The 18,108-nt window shown below is 59.3% G+C and carries 16 protein-coding genes; 11 read left to right on the top strand and 5 right to left on the bottom strand.

The annotated features are described in order from the left end of the window. Positions 1–88 precede the first annotated feature (88 nt). From KFF05_09635 to KFF05_09620, 4 genes are all read left to right on the top strand, one after another. On the top strand, positions 89–826 hold the full coding sequence (locus tag KFF05_09635; protein UTW50238.1) for an FCD domain-containing protein: 738 nt from the start codon (positions 89–91) through the stop codon (positions 824–826). A 97-nt stretch (positions 827–923) separates the two neighbouring features. Next, complete coding sequence (locus KFF05_09630; GenBank protein UTW50237.1) at positions 924–1,907, top strand: tripartite tricarboxylate transporter substrate binding protein; 984 nt, start codon at positions 924–926, stop codon at positions 1,905–1,907. A gap of 189 nt (positions 1,908–2,096) precedes the next feature. Next, positions 2,097–2,528, top strand: coding sequence for a tripartite tricarboxylate transporter TctB family protein (locus tag KFF05_09625; protein UTW50236.1), 432 nt, complete (start codon positions 2,097–2,099; stop codon positions 2,526–2,528). A gap of 57 nt (positions 2,529–2,585) precedes the next feature. Continuing rightward, entirely contained in the window at positions 2,586–4,091 is a 1,506-nt protein-coding gene (locus tag KFF05_09620) for a tripartite tricarboxylate transporter permease (protein ID UTW50235.1), read from the top strand. A gap of 86 nt (positions 4,092–4,177) precedes the next feature. Here KFF05_09620 and KFF05_09615 read toward each other — a convergent pair whose 3' ends face one another. The 4 genes from KFF05_09615 to KFF05_09600 all read right to left on the bottom strand — a co-directional run bounded on the left by KFF05_09615 (position 4,178) and on the right by KFF05_09600 (position 9,043). Next, entirely contained in the window at positions 4,178–6,850 is a 2,673-nt protein-coding gene (locus KFF05_09615) for a sodium:solute symporter (GenBank protein ID UTW50234.1), read from the bottom strand. Then, positions 6,850–7,092 (bottom strand): hypothetical protein, encoded by a 243-nt coding sequence (locus KFF05_09610; GenBank protein UTW50233.1) that lies wholly within the window; start codon positions 7,090–7,092, stop codon positions 6,850–6,852. Before KFF05_09610 ends, KFF05_09615 begins: the two co-directional genes overlap by 1 nt. 75 nt (positions 7,093–7,167) lie before the next feature. Beyond that, positions 7,168–7,545 carry a response regulator gene (locus tag KFF05_09605; protein ID UTW50232.1) on the bottom strand — a complete coding sequence of 126 codons (378 nt, stop codon included), beginning with the start codon at positions 7,543–7,545 and terminating at the stop codon, positions 7,168–7,170. A gap of 103 nt (positions 7,546–7,648) precedes the next feature. Continuing rightward, positions 7,649–9,043, bottom strand: a complete 1,395-nt coding sequence (locus tag KFF05_09600; GenBank protein UTW50231.1) for a DUF2083 domain-containing protein — start codon at positions 9,041–9,043, stop codon at positions 7,649–7,651. A 243-nt stretch (positions 9,044–9,286) separates the two neighbouring features. Between KFF05_09600 and KFF05_09595 the strand changes: the two genes are divergently transcribed. The 5 genes from KFF05_09595 to KFF05_09575 all read left to right on the top strand — a co-directional run bounded on the left by KFF05_09595 (position 9,287) and on the right by KFF05_09575 (position 14,495). Next, positions 9,287–10,627: a substrate-binding protein gene (locus tag KFF05_09595; protein ID UTW50230.1), complete on the top strand. Its 1,341-nt coding sequence runs from the start codon at positions 9,287–9,289 to the stop codon at positions 10,625–10,627. An 84-nt stretch (positions 10,628–10,711) separates the two neighbouring features. Next, positions 10,712–11,740 carry a branched-chain amino acid ABC transporter permease gene (locus tag KFF05_09590; GenBank protein UTW50229.1) on the top strand — a complete coding sequence of 343 codons (1,029 nt, stop codon included), beginning with the start codon at positions 10,712–10,714 and terminating at the stop codon, positions 11,738–11,740. 4 nt (positions 11,741–11,744) lie between these two features. Then, a complete protein-coding gene (locus tag KFF05_09585; GenBank protein ID UTW50228.1) occupies positions 11,745–12,896 on the top strand; it encodes a branched-chain amino acid ABC transporter permease in 1,152 nt (383 codons plus the stop codon). Between the two features lie 13 nt (positions 12,897–12,909). Beyond that, the gene (locus KFF05_09580) at positions 12,910–13,665 is read left to right on the top strand and encodes an ABC transporter ATP-binding protein (protein ID UTW50227.1); all 756 of its coding nucleotides are present in this window, start codon (positions 12,910–12,912) and stop codon (positions 13,663–13,665) included. Between the two features lie 26 nt (positions 13,666–13,691). Continuing rightward, positions 13,692–14,495, top strand: a complete 804-nt coding sequence (locus tag KFF05_09575) for an ABC transporter ATP-binding protein (protein UTW53662.1) — start codon at positions 13,692–13,694, stop codon at positions 14,493–14,495. A gap of 10 nt (positions 14,496–14,505) precedes the next feature. Here the strand turns inward: KFF05_09575 and KFF05_09570 are convergent, their stop codons facing one another. Then, a complete protein-coding gene (locus KFF05_09570) occupies positions 14,506–15,555 on the bottom strand; it encodes a helix-turn-helix domain-containing protein (GenBank protein UTW50226.1) in 1,050 nt (349 codons plus the stop codon). A gap of 283 nt (positions 15,556–15,838) precedes the next feature. On the opposite strand from KFF05_09570, the gene KFF05_09565 reads away from it, so the two are divergent. Together KFF05_09565 and KFF05_09560 are read left to right on the top strand one after the other, a co-directional pair. Further along, positions 15,839–16,120 (top strand): hypothetical protein, encoded by a 282-nt coding sequence (locus KFF05_09565; GenBank protein ID UTW50225.1) that lies wholly within the window; start codon positions 15,839–15,841, stop codon positions 16,118–16,120. A gap of 29 nt (positions 16,121–16,149) precedes the next feature. Next, positions 16,150–18,093, top strand: coding sequence for a hypothetical protein (locus KFF05_09560; protein ID UTW50224.1), 1,944 nt, complete (start codon positions 16,150–16,152; stop codon positions 18,091–18,093). The last annotated feature ends 15 nt before the right edge of the window (positions 18,094–18,108 follow it).

Raw genomic sequence — 18,108 nt, 5'->3', positions numbered from 1 at the left:
AGCTCATATCGTATATTGTCTACAATATATCGGAAACATTTTCCGATATACGATTGACACAAATTGATGCCTTGGTGCAAATGAACCTATGAGTGACACCGTTTCAGAAGCCATAGCGCTGCGTCGTTCGGAATCCCTGACCGCGATCGTTCAGAAGGAATTGGAACGATTGATCGTCACCGGGGAGCTGCGCGCGGGTGACCGCCTGAACGAGCAGGCGCTGGCACAGCGCTTTGGGGTCAGCCGTGGCCCCGTTCGTGAGGCGATGCGTGCCTTGGAATGCGCCCAGCTTGTGTCAACCCGGCTTAACCAAGGATTCTTCGTGCGGGAGATTTCACCCGAAGAAACCGCGGAAGTTTATGACGTCCGCGCGGTCGTTTATGGCTTCATTTGCGCCCGCCTGGCGACCCAGATCACCGAACAGGATCTGGCCGATCTCGAAGAAAGTATCCGGCAGATGGATGCCGCCATCGCGGCCGGTGACCCCGTCAGCTATTATCGTCTCAATCTTCAGTTTCACGAACATACCATTGTCCATGCGGCGCACGAACGGGCGCAGCAGACCTATCGTTCCTTGATTAACGAAGGGCATTTGGCCCGGCAGCGATCGTTGATCGAACCCGAACGTATGCGGCAATCAAACCGCGAACATAAGGACCTTGTCGCGGCTTTGCGGGCGGGGGATAGCGAACTGGCGCGCCGTCTCGGGGAAGAACATTCGCTTGCCGGTTACCGTCGTTGGAAGGCGGCGGTTACCGGTGACGAGCAGGATTCACTCCAGAATCCCAATGAGAATTCGACTGGCAATAAGTTGGCTTCGAAGTAGGCGGCGGTTAGATCGAATAAGGCCCATCAATCAAAGACCGTGACCCTCATTTGCTGTGCATCTGGGCACGTTACGGAATGAAAACGGAGGAAATTCAATGCACTTGAAAAACACGATCGGTAAGGCGGTTTGGGCATGTGCCCTTGTCGGCGCCATGGCGATCCCAACCTTCTCCCCGGGACTGGCGAAAGCCGATTCCTATCCCAGCGAGCGGCTGAACTGGACGATCGCGTTCGGGCCTGGTGGCGGCAATGACATCATGTCGCGGACGATTATCTCGATCCTGGAGAAGTACAAGCTCTATCCGGGTGAGATCGTGGCGCAGAACCGTCCGGGCGGCAGCGGTGCTGTCGGCTGGGGCTTTGTCCACAATCAGAAGGGCAATCCCTATCACATCACCTCGACCTCTGGCAGCTACATCACGACGCCGCTGAAGGCGAAGACCCCCTGGTCTCCGACGACGTTCACCCCCGTTGCGCTGCTTGCGGCCGACGATCTGGTGCTTCTCGTCAACGGTAAGTCCAAGATCACGTCGTTCGACCAGTTCATCAAAGAGGCGAAAGCCAAACCCCCGGCCGTCGGTGGCATGGGTGCCGTTAACGTCGACTTCATTGTGCCGACGCTGCTGGCGGAAAAAGCCGGGTATAAGTTCGAGTATGTTTCCTTCAACAAGCAGGGCGAACTGACGACCGCGTTGTTGTCGGATGCGCTCGACGCCATGGTGGCAAACCCGGGAGAAGTCGCGGGCCTGATTGAATCGGGCGACCTGCGCGCGCTTGCGTTCTCTGGAAAGAAAACGCCCGAGTCCCTGAAGGATGTTCCGACCTTCGGCGACAAGGGGTATGAGCTTGGCATCTCCATGCCGCGCGGAGTTGTTCTGCCCCCCGAGGCCCCCAAGGAAGCCCAGGAATGGTGGATCGCGACCATGAAAAAGGTTGTCGAGAAGCCGGAATGGGCCGCCTATGTGAAGAAGCACGAGCTGACGGAAACCGTCCTTTGGGGTGAAGATTTCCGTAACTTCCTGGCGCATTCGCAGGAACAGTTCGCCCGGGTCCTCAAAGCCAAGGGCGCCATTAAGTAACGACTGCTACGAAATGCGAGCCGCCCGCCGATCTGCTTTCGGCGGGCGGCCTTTTTGCAAAGCGTCGTTTGTTGCTCTTTGGGCGTTCAGTGATCATCTGAATGACAGTATGAAAGTTGTCGTGATCCCCGCCGGTCGCGATTTCAAGATCAAGACGGGTAATTGGTGCCTTCCATGAGAATAGCCTTTATGACCGCCGTGCTGCTGCTGTCCGTGTTCTATGCGGTGTTGGCGTTTGCGGATTTGAACTTCCTGAGTTCCCGCGGCCGCATCGGTCCGGGGTTCTTCCCCCAGATCATTGCCGTCGCGCTCGTCGCATTTGTTCTGCACGCCACGGTCGTCGAATTCCGCCGTCGCCATACTGACGACGCGATTTCCATGGATTGGCCGGTCACGCTTTTCGTGGTTGCAATGGTCGCACTGCTGATCATCGCGAGCCATTTTCTAGGAGCGCTGCCGGGCATGGTGCTTTTCATGCTGCTCGCCCTGTTCGTGCTGAACCGGGGGCGGCATGTAACAAACCTCCTGGTCGGTCTGTTGCTGCCCATCGGGCTTTTTACCCTGTTCAGACATACCCTCAACGCGGCGTTGCCGCCCGGCATGCTCGGTCTTCCGTTCTAGGACGGAATCGAACCGTGGTTATGGCCGATCTTCAAACTTCTTAGGCAGCGTTAAATTATGGAAATCTTTGACCAGCTCTTACTCGGGTTCTCCGTCGCCATTTCACCGATCAACATCGTCTACTTGATGCTTGGATCGCTTATCGGGATGGTCGTCGGCATTATTCCCGGTTTCGGTCCCGCTGCGGGCTTGTCGATTCTTCTGCCGCTTACGTTCGGAATGGATCCGACCGGCGCCATCATCATGCTGGCAGCCATCTATTATGGCGCCATGTACGGCGGCACGATCACGTCGATTCTTTTGAATACGCCGGGAGAGTCGGCCGTTGTCGCGTCAACGTTCGACGGCTATCCGCTGGCCCAACAGGGCCGCGCCGGGCCGGCCTTGGTCATGCAGGCGGCCGCGTCGTTTGTCGGCGGGACGGTCGGGGTCATTTTGATTTCGGTGCTGGCGGCGGTATTCGCGCAAGTGACGCGCGGTTTCGGTCCGCCGGAATTCTTCATGCTTGTCCTAATGGGGATCGTCACGTTGATCGTCCTGATCGGCGACAACTGGCGGTTCGGCGCCATATCCGCACTGATCGGGTTCGCGCTGGGAACGGTCGGGGTTGACCTGGAAACCGGCATGCAACGGTTTACCTTCGGTTCGGCGGAACTGATCGGCGGCATTGCGTTTATTCCGATCGCCATCGGTCTGTTCGGGCTGGGCGAGCTTTTCTTCGCGTTCTATCAAGGCCTTCACCGCGGCGGCAGCGGCGGCATCATTCAGTACCAAAGTGAAAAGCATTTCTGGCCGTCGATGCGCGACTGGATCGAATCGCGCATGGCTTTCGTGCGCGGGTCGATTTTGGGCTTCTGTATCGGTGTTGTCCCCCGGGCGGGTGCGACGGTTGCGTCGCTGATGTCGTACTCGATTGAAAAATCCAGTTCGAAGACGCCCGAGAAGTTCGGCAAAGGTGCGATGCCTGGCCTGGTCGCACCGGAATGCGCGAACAACGCGGCCTCGGCCGGCTCCATGGTGCCGCTATTGACGCTTGGCATTCCGGGCTCGGCCTCGACCGCGGTGTTGCTGGCGGCCTTGCTGATGTGGGGGCTCAAGCCCGGGCCGCTTCTCATGGAGCAGAACCCCGAATTCGCCTGGGCCCTGGTTGCCAGTATGTATCTGGGGAACATGGCGCTGCTCGCCATCAATATTTTTGCGATCCCGTTGTTCGTGACGCTTTTAAAAGTACCGTACCGGGTCCTGGCGCCGGCGGTCATTCTCGTCTGTACGATGGGGACGTTCAGCGTGCACGGCAGTATCATCGAGGTTTGGCTCATGTTCGCCGCGGGCGGCGTCGGGTTCTTCATGAAGTTATACGGCTTCTCTCCCGCCGCGACGGTTCTGGCGCTTGTGCTGGGGCCCCTCGCAGAGGAAACGCTGCGTCAGACACTCATCATCTCCCGTGGCTCCCCCATGATCTTCGTCGAACGCGGGATGTCCCTTGGCATTCTGATCTTCACAATCGGCGTGATCGCGTTTGGCTACTTCATGAACAGATCGCGGCGGCTGGCCAAGGGCTAGGGCATCGCGGGTCTTGTGGCTGCTGCGCAGACCACTGGCCGAGGGGCTGATCCCGGATCCACATGCAGGTCCGGGGGTACGGCGCTTTACGCGGGTGGGGCTGAATTCGGCAGGCGGAGTCGAAAGTAGCTGGTGCCGGCTTCGCTGAATTCCGCGGTCAGGTCACCGCCCATTGCGCGCATGATCGATCGGCTGATCGGCAAGCCTAACCCGGCGCCTTTGCCGCGCGCGGATTTGCTGCCACGGGAGAATTTTTCGAAGATTGTCGCCGCGTCTTCCTGAGACACGCCCCCACCGTTATCCATGACATCGATCAGCACGTATTCGCCCTTTTTATAGGCGTTGATACGAACCTCCGGCTGGTCGGAGTCGTTGTATTTGACGGCGTTCGACAGAATGTTCAGCAGAACCTGATGCAGACGATCCTCGTTCGCTTTGACCCATAAGGTATCCTGCTCATATTCGATGTTGACCAGGACATTGGCGTTCCTTGTAACGCCCGACATGGCGTCCAGGGCCGCCGTGATGGCGGTCTTTATTTCGATGAGTCCGATTTGCAACTTCACGGTGCCGGACTCGAACCGGCTGATATCCAGCAGTTCATCCAACAGACGCGTCAGCCGGCGGCTTTCGTCATGAATGATGGATACGAAGCGCCTTTGATCGGCGAGGGATATCGGATCATCGGCCGCCAGGGTTTCCGAGAAGGATTGGATCGAAGTCATCGGTGTGCGGAGTTCGTGACTGATCTGACTGAGGAATTCGTCCTTTTGGGCATCGAGGACCCGAAGGCGTTCGTTCACTTCGCGAAGCTGGTGGGCGGTGCGTTCCAGCTGGGCGGATTTCTCGGACAATTGTCGGGATGTTTCGACGAGCTGCAGCGCCTCGTCAGCGATGTCGATCAGATCGGTCATGCCGACGGTCTCATGCCCGGCGATGCGTGACACCATGGCGTGGGCCGACGCCGCGCCGATGGAGCCGGCCAATTCCCGTTCAAGTCTGGCGATGACGGCGTCGCTGGCTTGGGGCAATCCGGTGGTGCCTTGCTCGATCGCCATTTCATCGAAAAGACGGCGGGCGGCGTCGGTGCCAAGGATGCGCTGAGCCAAGATGAACAAATCTTCCGAATCGGCGGTGCTGGTCGCGACGTTCGAAGGAACGCCACCAGACGAGCGGAAGACGTCAACGAACATCGCTGCCTGAAACCGCTCAAGCGTGCCCGCATTGCTCAGGTTCGACACGATGAGGAAGGTCAGGGCGTTGGTCCCGACGCTCCAGATGACGGCGTGAACCAGGGAATCCATTCCCTTGAATCCAAAAAGCGCCTGGGGTCGTAGCATGTCGATGCCCCATGGGCCGTTGGCCAGCGTTGCCGCGCTGAGCACGAAGTCGCCTCCGAAGCTGGGAAGGAACAATGTATAGGCCCAAAAGATGAAGCCCACGATCAGCCCGGCAAAGGCGCCTGTCCCGGTTGCGCCGCGCCAGAAAATTCCGCCAAGCAGGCTGGGCAGAAATTGGGCGACGCCGACGAAGGCGATCAAGCCGATTGCGGCCAAGGCATCGGATCCGCCGCTGGCTTGGAAATACAGAAAGCCAAGGCCGAGGATAAAGGCAATGCTGATCCGCCTGGATACCAGAAGAAGATTTCGGACATCGCCGCTGACGGCGCGCGTTCCGTGCAACAGGCGCAATGCCACCGGCATCACGATATGGTTGGATACCATGGTCGATACCGCAATCGCGGCAACGATCACCATGGAGGTCGCCGAAGAAAACCCGCCCAAGAAAGCAAACAGCGCCAGTTCGTGCCTGTCATAGGCAAGCGGTATCGTCAGGACATAAAGATCCGGGTTTGACGTCGTGGGCATGACCTGCAGGCCGACCAGCGCGATGGGCATGATAAAGATGGTCATGCCGAACAGATAAAGCGGGAATAGCCAGGACGCGGTCGTCAAATGACTTTCTTCCACGTTTTCGACCACCGTTACCTGGAACTGCCGCGGCAGGCAGATGATCGCCGTAGCCGACAGGAACGTCAGCGTGATCCATCTTGGGCCGAAGATGTCGCTGGACCCGCGGATGACATCGGGATGCACGTTTTCAAAGACATCGGTAAAGCCACCGGAAATGCCGTAGGTGACAAAGAACCCGACGGCGATCAGCGCGAGCAATTTGATGATGGCCTCAAGGGCGATGGCGGCGACCACCCCGTGATGGCGTTCATTGGCATCAAGGTTTCGCGTTCCGAACAAGATCGTGAAAAGCGCCATGCCGGCGGCCACCCAGAACGCGGTGGTGATGGCATCGGCATCGCTGGAAATGATCTGATAGCTTCGGACCACGGATTGAAGTTGAAGCGCGATATATGGCGTGGTCGCGATCACTGCGATCAGGGTCACGAGCACGGCAAGACTGGAGCTTTTGCCGTAGCGCGATGAGATCAAGTCGGCGATGGAGGTGATCCGGTGGGCGCGCCCGATCCGGACCAGTTTGCGCAATATCCACCACCACCCGATAAAAACCAATGTAGGCCCCAGGTAGATGGTGACGAATTCGAGCCCGTTTCGGGCGGCCGAGCCCACGGCGCCGTAAAACGTCCAGGACGTGCAATAGACGGAGATCGAAAGGGTGTAGACGATGGGCGAATGTAGCCAGCTTGTGCGGCTTCGCTGGGCCCGCCGGTCAACGAAGAAGGCGACGGCAAATAACAGAACCACATAGCCGAGACAGACGGTCAACAGGACATTGACGGAAATCATCAGTTCGCAGGATCGGTATTTGTTGGGGGGGCCGGTTCACCGTCGCCTTGGGGCTGTGATGCTGCCGGTGTGCCGGCAGCGCTGAGCGGGCCCGCCATGACCGCGGCGCCGAATATCAGCGCTGCCCAAACCGTAAAGATGTACAGCAGCGGAATGGGCAGGCCGAACAAACTGGCGTCGACCAGGACGACTTGTGCGAATGGCGGCATGACCATGGCAATGCCGACCAGCAGGATCGCCATTGACCGATCACGCGCCCGGCGTCCCGACAGTTGCGTTATCTTTTGATCAGGCAAGACGCGGTCTCCAGCGAGTCCCTAATCGGGCCTGCAGACCGCGAGTTTTTCGACAGCGGCGATCAGTTCGGAATTGACGAACGGTTTGGTGATGAACATGTCGGCCCCGCATTTCATCGCCGTTTCCCGGTCTTCGCGCTGTCCCTTCGCCGTCACCATCAGCACGGGAAGGGTTTTGGTCCGGGCGTCGGCCCGCAACCGCCGCAGAACCTCGTAACCGTCCAGTTCCGGCAGCATGACATCGAGAATAAGAATATCCGGCGTGTCCGATTGCGCGACTTCAAGGGCCTGGCGCCCATTGGTTGTGGTCGCCACTTCGAACCCGGACCGTTCCAAGATGAAAGTCAGTGATTCGACGATGTTCGGCTCGTCTTCGGCAAGCAGCACACGTTTCGCCATGTTTCGACGAAATCTCCCAGATTTCTATTGTTGTTATGTCTCCCGATGACGGATTAGACCCCAGATGACACGGGTCTGCAATGCCCATGCGGAAATTCACATGTTACTGAGTCAGGGGGGCATCGACCCGATGTGGGCAGGATTGCCGCGAACACAATCGGCAGCCTGGCCCAACTTCTTCGACAACGGATGCCGTGTCCGGTGCATAGATCGTCATTCCGGCATCAACTTCGGTTGTGACCAGCATGTCGGTTACGTAATGCCGCGGTCGGCCGAAACCGGTCATTCCGGTGTTTCGCGCTCGGGCGATAAAAACAAAGCGGTCGCCGGAAGGGAAAAGGGCGCGCTGTCTGATTACCGCCTCCGGAGATTGCTGGGCCCGGAACAATACCCACAACGGGCAGGCGGCGGCGTACCGGGGGATGATCAGTTTCTCAAACCCGAGTTTTTCGATAATCATTCCCGATGCGTTGGCCTGCAGGTATCCGAAGCGGGGAAAGCCATCGCCTCTGGGGATCGAGATCAACCGGTGACAAATGGTATCGACCTCGGTCGAGTAGGCCTCCGCCAACGCTTCGATGTCATAGCGGAGATCTTTGGCTTCTTGTGTGAACGCGGCCATCGGCATCAGGATTGCGCCGACCGCGTAATCGGTAAGTAACTGGCGGGCGCGGTCGGCGGCTGCGGTTGTTTCAATTTGGCTGCTGTCGGCGATGATCCGTTGAATGGGGCCTTCCAAATGTTCGTCCACCAATGCCCGTGCCTTGACCCTTCGGGGCAGGGGGCGCAAGTCGGTCAGCATATGTGATATCTCGCCGGCAATGGTTTCGATGACCTCGAAACGCCCCCCATGTTCGTCAAACAGGGCCTCAACCTCGTCAGCCGGGGTGAGAAATTTTTCCGCGTGTACCGATTTGTCTAAGTATGTGGCCAGCGTTTCGCCGTTGTCTGAAAGCACACGAATTTCTTCATGGATGATCTCTATGAACCTGTCGCGGCGTTCCGGGGGCAGGTCGGAATAGTCGACGAGAATATCGGCGACCGAGCGAATGGCCGTCATGCGGTTCAGCATCTTGTGGATCTCCGCGCCGAGGTAAGGGTCATTCGACAGCCGATCAGACAGGACTTGCGCGCGAACCGTCGCCTCGTGCTCGGACTGGGCCAAGGCTGCCATGGCCCGGGCCCAGCCCGGGAATCTTCCGATGAATTCACTGGTGCGCTCTCTCTCGACATTCGCGTCCTTCAGGCTTGGCAAATGGGCGATCTCTGAAAGGGTGGCGTTCAATCGCTCTTCAGCCATGCTTCCCAAATCGTCGGGGGACAGGTTGAGGGCGCTGGCGATTTTGCGCAGTAGGGCGCCGGCGATGGGCCGCTTGTTCCATTCGATCAGGTTCAGGTAGCTGGGGGAAATGCCGACTTCGCGGGCAAGTGCGGCCTGAGTGATGCCGACTTCCCGGCGGTATTGCTGAATTCGCGTGCCCAGGATTGCGTTGACCATTCGACCGCCTCGTATCTGTCACGCGCCGGAGGGCGCTCCGTGTCAATGATTTACAAATTAAATATTCTAATATGAAATTATTTACCAAATTATCTATATAAATCAATTAAATATTGATTCATTTACAAGCCTCCCGTCATGTTCGTACGGGATGGATCAATTCATCGTGGGTTAAGGCTTCGCAAATAGCCGCAGATATCGATCTGGCCCGTCGACAACAATTCAAATTGGGAGACTCCAAACATGAGTGAGTTCAAGATTACGCGTCGCGGGCTGCTGCAAAGCACCGCCGCGGCCGGTGCCGTTCTGGCGGCCCCGACCATTTTCTCTTCAAAGGCATTTGCTGCCGGGTATCTGAATGAACCCAAGGGCAAGACCGTCACGTTCGGCTTCAACGTGCCGCAGACCGGTGCCTACGCCGATGAGGGCGCGGACGAACTGCGCGCCTATCAACTGGCCGTCGAACACATCAACGGTGAAGGCGACGGCGGCATGCTGAACACCTTCTCGTCCAAGGCGCTTAAAGGTAACGGCGTCAACGGCAAGAAGGTCGTGTATGTCACCGGCGACACGCAGACCAAGTCCGACGCGGCCCGCGCCAGCGCCAAGCGCATGATCGAAAAAGACGGCGCCATCATGATCACCGGCGGCTCGTCCTCCGGTGTCGCGATCGCCGTCCAGGGCCTGTGCCAGGACGCCGGTGTCATCTTCATGGCCGGCCTGACCCACTCCAACGACACCACCGGTAAGGACAAGCGCGCCAACGGTTTTCGCCACTTCTTTAATACGGAAATGACCGGCGCCGCCCTGGCTCCGGTGCTGAAGAAGAACTTCGGCTCCGATCGTGTCGCCTATCACCTGACCGCCGATTACACTTGGGGCTGGTCGCAGGAAGGCTCGATCAAGAAGTACACGGAAGAACTCGGCTGGAAGACGGCCGCCGCCGTCCGCACGCCGCTTGGCGCCGGTGACTTCTCGCAGTACATCACGCCGGTGCTCAACTCGGGCGCCGACGTTCTGGTGCTTAACCACTATGGCCGCGACATGGTCAACTCGCTGACCCAGGCGGTGCAGTTCGGTCTGCGCGACAAGCAGGTCAACGGCAAGGACTTCGCCATCGTCGTGCCGCTCTACAGCCGTCTGATGGCTCAGGGTGCCGGCGAAAACGTCAAAGGCATCTTCGGGTCGACCAACTGGCATTGGTCCCTTCAGGACGAAGGCTCGCAGGCGTTCGTCAAATCGTTCGGCAAGAAGTACGGCTTCCCGCCCTCGCAGGCGGCGCATACCACCTACTGCCAGGCCATCCTCTATGCGGATGCCTGCCAGCGGGCCGGTACGTTCCGTCCGTCCGGCGTCGGCAAGGCTCTGGAAGGTTTCAAGTTCGACGGTTTGGGCAACGGCCCGACGGAATACCGGGCTGAAGATCACCAGTGCTTCAAGGACGTTCTGGTCGTGAAGGGTAAGGAAAACCCGACGTCCAAGTTCGACGTTCTCGAGGTCGTGGAAGTCACCCCCCGCGCGCAGGTCGAGTATCCGGCCAGCCTGCTGGGTGGGGAACTGGGACCGTACAACGACGGTAAGTAATCAGTCCTCCCGACTGGCTCAACGGTCGCTCCCGGGGGGATATTCCCCGGGGGCGGCCAACTATTTCCGTAGGGGTGACGATTCATGGATGCAATTCTTCTCCAGATTTTAAACGGTCTCGATAAGGGCGGGGCCTATGCCCTGATCGCGCTTGGCTTGACCATTATCTTCGGCACGCTCGGCGTGGTTAATTTCGCGCATGGCGCCTTGTTCATGCTGGGTGCTTTCTGTGCGGTGGCGGTCAAGGCCGTTCTGAACATTCAGATGGTGACGATCGACCCGACGAAAACGACGCCCTGGGGCGCGCCGATGGAAATCAGGCAGCCCTATGTGGAAGTCTGGTTCGGCGACTTCGGCACGACGCTCCTCGATTTTTCGGTGCCGGTTTCCATTCTCCTCGCCATTCCGATCATGCTGATCATCGGGATCACCATGGAGCGCGGCCTGATCCGATATTTCTATAAGCGCCCCCATGCGGAACAGATCCTGGTGACCTTCGGCCTCGCCATCGTGCTGCAGGAGATCGTCAAAAGCTATTTCGGCGCCAACCCGATCCCGCAGCCGGCCCCCGACGTCGCCAACGGCATGATCGACTTCGGCATCCTGGTCGGATTCGGCGCCGGCAACGTGGTCTATCCGGCCTGGCGCTTCATCTATTTCCTGTTTTCCACCGCGGTCATCGCCGCCGTGTTCGCCTTCCTGCAGTTCACCACGTTCGGCATGGTGGTGCGGGCCGGAATGGCGGATCGGGAGACGGTGGGGCTTCTGGGCATCGACATCGACCGGCGGTTCACCATCGTGTTCGGCATGGCGGCGGTCGTCGCCGGCCTGGCGGGCACCATGTACACGCCGATCCTCAGCCCCGATTACCACATGGGCATGGACTTCCTGGTCCTCAGCTTCGTGGTCGTCGTCGTTGGCGGCATGGGGTCGCTTGGCGGTGCCGTCGCGGCCGGCTTTTTGCTGGGAATCCTGCAAAGCTTCGCATCGATGAACGAGGTCAAGGCCATCCTGCCCGGCATTGACCAGATCATCATCTATCTCATAGCGGTCGTGGTCCTTCTGGTCCGTCCGCGCGGCCTGATGGGCCGCAAAGGCGTGATGGAGCACTGAGCCCATGCATCCGACATCAATCACAAAAAAAGATCTGCTTCTGTTCGCCGTGTTCACGGCGGCGGTTCTGGCGGGCCCGATCATCCTGAAACCGATCGGCGCCGGTTACCCCGACCTTCTGCAGAAATTCGCGATCTACGGCATCTTCGCGCTGGGCTTCAACATCCTGTTCGGCCTGACCGGGTATCTCTCGTTCGGGCATGCCGCCTTTCTGGGCGTCGGCTCCTACACGGCGGTCTGGACCTTCAAGCTTCTCAGCATGAATCCGGTGCCGGCGATCATCTTCGCGACGCTGATGGGGGGACTGTTCTCGGCCTTGATCGGCTATATCTCGCTGCGCCGGTCGGGCATCTACTTTTCCATCCTGACCCTGGCTTTCGCGCAGATGTGCTACAACATGGCCTATTCGGTGCTGACCCCGATTACCAATGGTGAGACGGGCCTGCAACTCGCCCAGTCCGATCCCCGTGCGCTGGATGTCGCCTTCGGGCGGGACTACGGCGCGGTGCTGCCGTCGTCGGACCTGTTCGGCCTGGAAATGACGGGCTACCCGGGGTTCTATTTCTGCGCCGTCTTGCTGATCATCTGTTTCTTCATCACCCTGCGGATCTTCCGCTCGCCCTTCGGGATGATGCTGAGGGCCGTGAAGTCGAACCAGAATCGCCTGAATTACACGGGCGTCAACACCCGGCCCTACGCGCTCACCGCGTTCATCATTTCCGGCATGTACGCCGGGCTGGCGGGCGGATTGCTGGCGGTCACCGATCCCCTTGCGGGGGCGGAGCGCATGCAGTGGACCGCCTCGGGCGAGGTCGTCCTGATGACCATTCTGGGGGGTGCCGGCACGCTGTTGGGGCCGGTGATCGGCGCCGGCGCCATCAAGTACTTCGAAAACATCTTCTCGGCCTTCAACAAGGGCATCCTGAACAACATCTTCGACTTCCTGCCTGATTTCCTGCAGCAGGTCGCGGTATCGGTCAGCTCGATGTTCGTGGGCGAGGGCTGGCACCTGACCCTCGGGGCCTTGTTCATGGTGATCGTCATCTTCCTCCCGGGCGGGCTGATGGAAGGCGTCTCCCGGATCAGCAACCTGCTGTCTAGGCGCCGCTCCGGCGGCAGCACCGGCGGCACGCCGCATCCCGAACCGGCTGAATGAGCGGAGAACGGACATGAGCACTTTATCCGTAAGAAACGTCAATAAACGGTTCGGCGGCTTGAAAGCCCTCGACAACGTGAACCTGGAAATCGAGGCCGGAACGGTCCATGCGATCATTGGACCCAATGGGGCCGGCAAGTCGACCCTGCTGAACTGTTTTATCGGGCGGCTTGAACCCGATTCAGGCTCGGTGACCTTCGATGGCCAGTCTCTGCTTGGCATGGCGCCGCATGAGATCAATCAGGCCGGGGTCAGCCGGGTGTTTCAGACGCCGGAAATCTTCGGTGATCTGAGCCTGATCGACAACGTCATGATCCCAAGCTTCGCCCGGCGCGACGGGGCGTTCAAGATCAATGCCTGGGCCTCCATCCGGCGCAACGGTCCGATGGCGGAGAAGGCGATGGCCATGCTCGAAGATGTCGGCTTGGCGGCCAAGGCTGACGAGACAGCAGCCCATCTGTCGCGCGGCGACAAACGGCGGCTTGAACTCGCCATGTGTCTTGTCCAGGATCCGAAGCTGCTGCTGCTCGACGAACCGACGGCCGGCATGGCGCGGGCGGACACCAACAACACCATCGATTTGATGAAACGGATTGCCCAACGCGGGGTGACCATGGTGGTTATTGAACACGACATGCATGTGGTGTTCTCCCTGGCCGAGAAGATATCGGTGCTGGCTCAGGGCGCGGTTATCGCCGAGGATACGCCTGAGAACATCAAGGGGAATCCGAAAGTTCAAGAAGCCTACCTTGGTGGAGCGCATCTATGAACCAGATAGACGAACGGGAGTCTCGTATGGACAAGGGCGCTGAGGAGCAGACGCTGCTCGAAAACGGCGGTTTCAAAAACAGCACCGCGCCGGGCGTGCCGCCGGTGACTGCGAAGGGGGGGCAGCCCGCTTATTTCTCCTGCTGGGACATTCATGCCTATTACGGGGAAAGCTATATCGTTCAGGGCGTGTCATTTGATATCCGGGAGGGTGAAATCGTCGCCCTTTTGGGGCGCAACGGGGCTGGCAAGACGTCGACCCTCCGGGCCATTGCGCGGCTCGACGACCCGGCGCTCAAGCATGGGGAGATTTGGCTCGATCACAAGCCGCTGCACAGCATGCGGGCCCATGAGGCGTCACGCAACGGCATCGGCCTGGTGCCCGAAGACCGGCGCATCATTCAAGGCCTGACGGTGGAAGAAAACCTTACCCTGGCCCAAATCGCACCGCCGACCGGCTGGTCCATCGAACGAATTTACGAGCTGTTTCCCCGCCTGGGCGAACGCCGCGAACAGGAAGGCACCACGTTGTCCGGCGGCGAGCAGCAGATGTTGGCCATCAGCCGGGCCCTGGCGCGGGATGTGAAACTACTGCTGCTGGACGAGCCCTACGAAGGTCTGGCCCCGGTCATCGTGCAGGAGATCGAGCGGACCCTGGAAGAGATCAAGTCTCACGGCATGACCACGATCATCGTCGAACAGAACGCCATCGCCGCGCTGCATTTGGCAGATCGCGCGATCATTCTCGATATGGGGAAGGTGGTGTTCGACGGTCTTGCCAAGGAAGTTCTGGATAATGCGGACCTGCGCCAACAGTACCTGGCGATCTGATGGGTGACCGTTAGATCTTGAGCGTCTGCGACAGCCAGATTTCGTAGTTACGATCACCGATCTGCGGTGTGTCGGACATTTGCGTTTCCATATGCATACCAGTACGCCCCAAGTCGCGGGCGTCCTTGGGCGACATGCCGAACCGGGCCTTGAAGGCGCGGGAGAAGTGGGCCTCGCTGGCGAAGCCCCAGTTGAACGCAATGTCATAAACATATTTTTGCTGTTGGCTGGGCGAAACCAGGTCTGCGGCCGCGCGGCGAAGGCGGCGGTCCTGGATATAGGCCCGGACTCCGCCATAGGGGGCGAACAGGCGGTAAAGCCCGGCCCGGGATAGTCCGACGGCGCTGCACAAGGTCGAAACCGACAGGTCGGGGGACGCCAGATTGCGCTCAATCTCCGTCTTCGTTCGATGCAGCAGACTGGCGGCGGCGGCAGCGGCGGCATTTTCCACATCGTCAGCGGAGCCGTTCAGGGCGCTTGCCATCAGCGCCAGTGTTGGTTCGACCGACAAGGCGGCGCTTTCCTCGGTCAGGCCGTCGGACATGGAAAACAACATTTTCAAGTGATTAACTGCCATTGCGGTCAAGGGATCGATGCCCTTGAGAACGCGGCATTGCTGGCTGTCCGGTCGACGCAGGTAGGGTGCGAGGAGCGGTCGCGGCACGACCAGGGTCAGATGCGAGAAATCGGACGTTTCCGCCATGTGGCGTTCCGCCAGGTCGATGATCAGTAGGTCGCCGACGGCGGCTTCGGAATGGTGTCGCCCACGGCGCACTTCCTGACCGCCCTTTAAGTGGGTCTGAATCAGAAAATGATCCAACCCGTCCTTGGAGGCCCGAAGGGAATCCCGTTCGAACCGCTGTGCCTTCGTTTCGCAGCGGCTGAACATGATCTGATCGTTCAGGAGAAAACTGGTCAGTGAGGCATCAAAGCCGTCCATCGCAGCGCGGACTGGTGGCGTGACGTCGAATAGGGCTGAAATGCTTTCCCGCCAGACATCGAACCGTTGGTCGGCGGGCAGGCGGGTGGTCGAAAATTGGGATTTGCTTATTGCGTTCATGGCCGATACCGCCGATGGGACTTGTTCATCCCGATAGGGGACCGGTCCGTCACTGTCATGGCACGAGCCCCCGATTTATAGGCGGCGTCCCGCGCTCTGCATGGTTGAAAAGGTATCCTCCGCCCGGGGGGGGGATCAAGAAGTTTGAGACGCTCAGTCAAACATGGGTGAGGGAAAACAAATATGCTTTGCCCCGATCGGTCCGGAACATGCCGTCTTCGGGCCGTGAACCGCGTCCGCGCGGTTCTTGAATAAAAGGTTTCCAGCAAGGGGGTAGAACGGCATGAGGTTTATCGCAGCGACAATAATGGCGTTGGCCGTATCAACTTGGGCGACCGATCCGGCCTGGGCCGATGATGACGAAGGGCGTTACCGCATCGTCAACATCAAGCGCGATATCGACGCGGACAAGGGGCCGCGCACGGTCAACGGCACGATGATGATCGACAGCGAAACGGGCCGCAGTTGGGTCCTGGATGAGGAACGGGGCCGTTGGGTGCCCGTCGGATTCCGTGCGGCCAAGTTGGGTAACGACGTCACTGTCCTTCCCGGCAGCGCGAAGTAAGTCGGCATCCAGTGTGGAGCGTATCCAAAATGAATAAGAACACATTGGCTGCGGCCATGGTTGGCGTGTCCATGCTTGGTGGCTGCATGCAGATGTCCGGGGATGAACCGCGGCTTACCACGGGGTTTGGTGGCGCGGAATCGGCAGAGGCCAAGCCGAAAACGCATCTGAAACTGACCGAGAACGATTACGAAAAACCCTTGTGGAAAGCGCTGGACGCCATCCGTCGGGGGGCGCTTCCGGAAGCCAATTTCATTCTTAATCAGGCGCTCAACCTGGCGCCGACCGACCCGGACCTGCATTTCCTCAACGCCTATGTCTACGAACTGCGCAGCCGCAGTGAAGGGGCAAGGGTGAGCGAATTGGCCCAGTCCGGTTATATCGCCGCATTGAACAACGACCTGCGCCATTGGCCGTCAGCCTATCGGCTAGGCCTGTGGCACATGCGTCGCGGCGAGCACGGGGAGGCCCTGCGGTGGCTGGGTGAAGCGGCGTTGATCAAGGATGATTCCCCTGAAATCTTCGAGGCCCTGGCCGAAGCCAGTTATCTGGATTTCGATGCCGCCGCTGCCGAGGCATTCCTGAACCGAGCGGCCGAACTGACCGGCGAGACGGTTGAAAACGTGCGCGCCCGCGCCGTGGTCAATGCGGCCCTGAATGACCGCGAAGATGCCGACAAGTTCGTCGAAAAATATAGAGACCTTGTCTCCGAACAGGAGGCCCGGCGCCTGAACATGCGGGTGCAGCAGTGGCAGGGGTTCCACGACAACGCCCTGAAGAACGCCGCCATTCGCGGCGGGGGCCACATCCAGCAGGCCCAATTCTTCGGCGGAAAGACGCCTGCCGGGGTGCCGTCCAGCAAGTCCCCGGGGACTGCTTCGGGCACGAGCCCGGCCACAGGGCAACAGGGTGCGGCCGAAGCTGAGGAAAAGCCCGAAGAATTGAAGAAACTGCCGGGCATGCTGGTCGTCGACGCGATCATCATCCGTCAGGCCTCGTCCCTGTCCGAACGGCGGGGCGTCAATCTGATCTCCCAGCTTCAGGCGAGTTTCAGCGGCGACGTTTTCCAGTTCGCCCAGGACAGCGGCACGTCGGGCAGCACCGCGACCAAGCGAATCCAAAAGGCGTTCAAGATCGCGTTGGGCACCAATTCCCAAAGCTCAATTGATTACAGTCTGAACATTGCCAACAACACGGACAACCGCACGGAGGTTCTGGCCCGGCCATCGATCACCGTGTTGGAAGGTGAGACAGGCAGCTTTTTCCTGGGGCAGGAAGTCACCTATTCCGTGGACGGTGACGGTGCGGATTCCTTCGACAAGGAAGTCGGAATTTCCTTCGAGGTGACACCGGAAATTCTCGACGGCGGCAGGGTGCGTCTGGAAACCAAGGCCGAGTTCGATACCTTCACCACATCGACATCCAGCGTCACCTTCAACCGCGTCATCCCGACCCTGAAGAACCGCCTGAGCAGCACGGCCATCCTGTCCATCGGTCAGACCCTGGTTTTGGGGGGCGGCACGGAAGAGGAAAAATCAAAGTCGTCGGATGACGTGCCGGTTTTGGGCCGCGTGCCGCTGTTGCAGTATTTCTTCAGCTCGAAGACGTCGACGACAGAGGACACCTCGCTGATTTTCCTGGTCACGCCGCGTCTGGCCGAAAGCCTGGACGACCGGGAAACCGTGGATGCCGCCGCCGGGGAACAAGGGGTGAAGACGGACGGTAATATTATGCGCCAGTTACGTCAGAGGTTCCGCAATTGGTTCGACCCGACCAGCAATCTGACCAAGGCGTTGGTCGGCCTTTCATATTCCGACCTTTACCGCGAGTTTCGCACGGGCGATCTCAAGTTCTCAGATGACGACAAGGACGGTGATTTCGACCGCCTGTTGGCCAACGACGGAAACGGGTTCCTCAACACCTATGAGGACGGATTTTTCCCGGAACTGTTGCGGTACTTCTATTTCAACTGAGTGGTCGGTGTAAGG

This window comes from bacterium SCSIO 12827 (genome assembly GCA_024397995.1).
Classification (GTDB): domain Bacteria; phylum Pseudomonadota; class Alphaproteobacteria; order Rhodospirillales; family Casp-alpha2; genus UBA1479.
Note: the sequence above shows the minus strand (reverse complement) of the source record. Positions and strands in the feature narration are given on the sequence as shown.